Source organism: Nevskia soli, from assembly GCF_903970205.1.
Lineage (GTDB): Bacteria > Acidobacteriota > Terriglobia > Bryobacterales > Bryobacteraceae > Bog-113.
This window is the reverse complement of sequence record NZ_CAJCHS010000110.1, coordinates 1-4,046: the sequence shown is the minus strand read 5'-3', so window position 1 is coordinate 4,046 and position 4,046 is coordinate 1. Positions and strand designations below refer to the sequence as shown.

Sequence of the window (4,046 nt, the reverse complement as noted above, 5' to 3'; positions counted from 1 at the left end):
GGGGTTCGTTGTGAAGCGGGAGCCGCGAAGAGTGTACGCTCCATGGTCGTCGAAGTAGATGACGTCATCGGCGTAGTAAGTGGGATCGGTTGGCGAATGATTGGTGCCGATCTTGATCACGGCAACTTCGTGATCGTACTGGGGGTCGCTTCCTCCGTTGAGCAGCACGGCGAGAGTCACCTGATGGCCGGCGATCACTTCGGACTTTACCCAGGACATGTACTCCTGATATCCAGCGATGCCCGTGCTTTGGGCGGAGTAGTTGAAGGTGCTGCCGCTCAGACGCGAGTTGGATACGCACTGCGCGGCGTCGGCGTAGACATTCGGGCCGGTCACTCCGGTCCCGGGATCTTCGATCAGAAGCTGGGCGTTATAGTTCGGCTGGCCTCCGTGGGCCGCGCATGCGCCGTTCACGCCGGACTGGGACAAGCCCGTTCCGCAGACCAGGCGTGCGTTGTATTGCGACATCCACTGCCCGTTATTGAGTCCGGCGATCATCATAGAGACTTCGCCGCAATAGCCGTCGTTGTTCTCCCACTGGTAGAACGGGACAACCGGCTGGCGCGGGTAAATGTACGAAGCCGTGGCCGGCGGAGTTGTGCCGTCCACGAGCGACTGACCGCAGTTCGGTTCCGCTGCCTGGACCCATTGGGCCAACAGCAGAAACGTTACAAATCTACCCGTGCAAACCGAGTACATGAAGTAAGAAGTATAGCCCGAACGAGAATAGTCCGGCGCCGAGTAGAACGCAGACCGGGAGCGTCAGTACCCAGGCTAGCAGCAGATTACGCAGCGTGTCCATCTGTAAGCCGGAATGATTCGCCGCCATAGTACCAGCGATGCCCGAAGATAGGACGTGTGTCGTACTTACCGGCAGTCCGTAGTTATCGGCGGCAAGGATGGTGGCCATCGCGACTAGTTCGGCCGAGGCGCCCTGGGCATAAGTCAGGTGTTCCTTGCCGATCTTTTCGCCTACAGTGACTACAATGCGTTTCCAGCCGATCATGGTGCCGAGACCGAGCGCGATAGCGACCGCGAACTTGACCCACACGGGGATGAATTTGGTCACCTTATCCATGCTTGATTTCAATTGGCCGGAGGATTTCTGTTCCTCGGGGTTATCGAGTTTGTGGCCCTTATTGATCTTGCCGAGCGATTCGGATACCAGGTAGAGGTCGCTGCGTAACTGCATGCGCTGATCCTTGTTCATGCTGTTGAGATCGTTGCGGCCGGTGAGTTCGGTCGAGATCTCGCGGCACTTGGTCCCGATGGCGGCCCAGGTTCGATCGGTCAGCTTACCGGTCGTTTTCAGGTAGGAAGACAGCTCGTTAGCGGCAGTTTGTCCTGCGGCCATGGCGACGCCCGGCGCATGCTGATCCATCTGGAAGGAGATGGTCTGCGTCGCTTGTTGCATCTCCTGAAGCGCCTTGGCGTTGGTGTTCAGGTTGACGGCGAACGAGGCGGGCACGATGCCGATGAGGATCAGCATGATAAGTCCCATGCCCTTCTGGCCGTCATTCGAGCCGTGCGCATAGCTAACGCCGGTGCAGGTGAGTACGAGCAAGCCGCGGATCCATGCCGGCGGCGGTTTGTCGGGATCGGGCGCGCGGTAAAGATCTTCGCGCTTGATCAGAGCCTTCATCACTAAGAGCAAGAGAGCCGAGCAGACAAACCCGACGACCGGCGACACGAGCAGGCTCAGACCGACTTCGCGCGCCTTGTTCCAGTTGACGCCTTCGCCGAAGACGTGTCCGGCGGACATCATCGAGTTGGCGAGGCCGACGCCCATGATGGCGCCGATGAGGGTATGCGAGCTGGAAGCGGGGAGACCGAGATACCAGGTTCCGACGTTCCAGATAATCGCCGAAATGAGAAGGGCGAAGACCATGGCGAAGCCTGCGGCAGATCCGACGTTTAGGACCAGCTCGACGGGGAGGAGCGCGAGGATTCCGAAGGCTACCGTGCCGGTTGAGACCAGGACACCGATGAGATTCCACATGCCGGACCAGACGACCGCGATGTAAGGCTTGAGGCTGTGCGTGTAGATGACGGTCGCGACGGCGTTCGCGGTGTCGTGAAAGCCGTTCACGAATTCAAATGAGAGCGCCAGACCGAGCGCTAATAGCAGGAAGAAGAAATTCGCGGTTGAGAGAGTCTCTCCGAATATGTGCAAACGTGCCTCCGACGAGTTGTGGCCGCGCTCCATTGGTGAGCACACGGGCGGCGTCTGTTGAGCATACGTTCGCTTGATTACAACTAAATTACAGTTTCGTGAAAACGGTGCTTACATTGTGGAAAGACCGGTCCGTTGCCGTCGCGGATGGGAATGAGAGTTTGTCGCGGATGGGAATGAGAGCTCGGTTGAATCAGGGGGCTGTGCTATATCTGGAGTTTCCCCGTCGTTATGGCCTACGTAATCGCAGAACCCTGCATTGGAACCAAAGATTCGGCGTGTGTCGACGCTTGCCCGGTGGATTGCATTCACCCCAAGAAAGACGATCCGCGGTTTGAAGCTGCCGAGTTGCTCTACATCGATCCGGTGGAGTGCATCGATTGCGGCGCGTGCGTTCCGGTTTGCCCGGTTTCGGCGATATTTGCCCTGGACGACCTGCCGGAGAAGTGGGCTGACTTCACGCAGAAAAACGCGGCGTTTTTCGGGCGCTAGCAGAAACCGCTCCGTTGCCGTCGCGGCTCAGTAACGTTGAATCTTCCGAGCCACGCGCGTCCTAATTCGTCCCTGTCGCGGTGACCGCGGCCTGGTCGGCCTTCGGCTGCGGCTTGGGTAACTCTTTACGAGGCAGCATCTCCGGGCGATTCGCAGTGTTGTAGACCACAGTCGCGATTACGGCTGCGGCTTGCATCAGATCGGGCGCCTGCAGGTGATCGTAGGTATCGATATCGGAGTGGTGGGTGAGCGTGCCGTAATCGAGCGGGTCCTGGATGAACTGGAAGCCGGGAAGTCCAACCGCGTCGAACGAGAGGTGATCGGTGCCGCCGGTGTTCTTGATGGTCACTGTGGAAACACCCTGATCGCGGAAAGCCGTGAACCAGCTATCGAAGATAGGTCGCATCGCGTCATTACCTTGTAAGTAAGCGCCGCGAATCTTACCGGTGCCGTTGTCCAGATTGAAGTAGCCCGAAAGCTTGGCGTGGGCTTCGGTAAGTTGCATGGTGTTGGGGTCGCCGAAGTGTTCTTTGACATAAGCTTTGGAGCCAAGCAATCCTTCCTCTTCGCCGCTCCAGAGAGCGATACGGACCGTGCGGTCGAGTTTCAGGTTCAAGGTTTTCAGGACGCGCATGGTTTCGATCATGACCGCGCTGCCCGCGCCGTTGTCGGTGGCGCCGGTGCCGGTGTGCCAGGAATCGAAGTGGCCGCCGATCATCACGACTTCGTCTTTTTTGGCGCCGCCGGGAATCTCGCCGACGATGTTGTAGCCGTCCTTATCGTCCTTTGAAATCTCGGCTTCGAGGTTGACGCGCACACGAACGGGGACCTTCTTCTCGACCAGGCGCGCCATGCGGTTGTACTGTTCGCCGGTGACGATGAAGCGCGCGGGGGACATACTGTCTTTCGCTTTGTAGGACCCGGCACTTTCGGCGAAAAGCAGGCCGTCGCGCGCGCGATCATCGCGGTCGAGGATGGCGACCACGCCTTCCTGCTTCATGAAGGCGGCGAGCCTGGCGCGGAGTTCCGTGCGCTGGTCGAAGAACTTCTCGGTGACGGACGTAGGCAGGCTCATGTAGAAGCGGCGCATCTCGTCGGGGTCGTCGGGGAACTTGAGGTTCTTGAGGTCGATCTTGGCCTTGGCGCTGGGTGTGGGCGCCTGGGCCATTTCGCTGAGGTCCTTATCGGTGTAGCGGGTGAACTCGGGCGCTGCAGATTCGGGCTTGATTTCCTTGGGGCCGGAGAGCATGACGATTTTACCCTTCAGCTTGCCTTTCCAATCGGCGATGTACTTATTGACATCGGCTTCGAGCTGGGCCGGGTCATAGGTGCGGCGGCCGGTGCCGAACTGCGTAATCATGATCTCGCCCGACTTACTGCC

At 58.9% G+C, this 4,046-nt stretch carries 3 protein-coding genes and 1 pseudogene; 1 reads left to right on the top strand and 3 read right to left on the bottom strand.

The genetic code is table 11. The features are described 5' to 3' along the window. Both H1Y01_RS05120 and H1Y01_RS05115 read right to left on the bottom strand, forming a co-directional pair. Positions 1 to 699, bottom strand: a pseudogene (locus H1Y01_RS05120) (hypothetical protein); the annotation flags it as partial. Next, positions 677 to 2,173: an inorganic phosphate transporter gene (locus H1Y01_RS05115; RefSeq protein WP_219341281.1), complete on the bottom strand. Its 1,497-nt coding sequence runs from the start codon at positions 2,171 to 2,173 to the stop codon at positions 677 to 679. The gene H1Y01_RS05115 and the pseudogene H1Y01_RS05120, both read right to left, overlap by 23 nt. Positions 2,174 to 2,404: 231 nt before the next feature. On the opposite strand from H1Y01_RS05115, the gene H1Y01_RS05110 reads away from it, so the two are divergent. Next, positions 2,405 to 2,665, top strand: coding sequence for a 4Fe-4S dicluster domain-containing protein (locus tag H1Y01_RS05110; RefSeq protein WP_180539193.1), 261 nt, complete (start codon positions 2,405 to 2,407; stop codon positions 2,663 to 2,665). 61 nt (positions 2,666 to 2,726) lie between these two features. Here the strand turns inward: H1Y01_RS05110 and H1Y01_RS05105 are convergent. Continuing rightward, positions 2,727 to 4,046: M20/M25/M40 family metallo-hydrolase (locus tag H1Y01_RS05105; protein ID WP_180539192.1), on the bottom strand; the 1,320-nt coding region annotated here is incomplete at its 5' end.

Bases quoted from the DNA above. Each gene is read 5' to 3' on its own strand.
- H1Y01_RS05110 (WP_180539193.1), top strand. From the start codon at position 2,405: ATGGCCTACGTAATCGCAGAACCCTGCATTGGAACCAAAGATTCGGCG.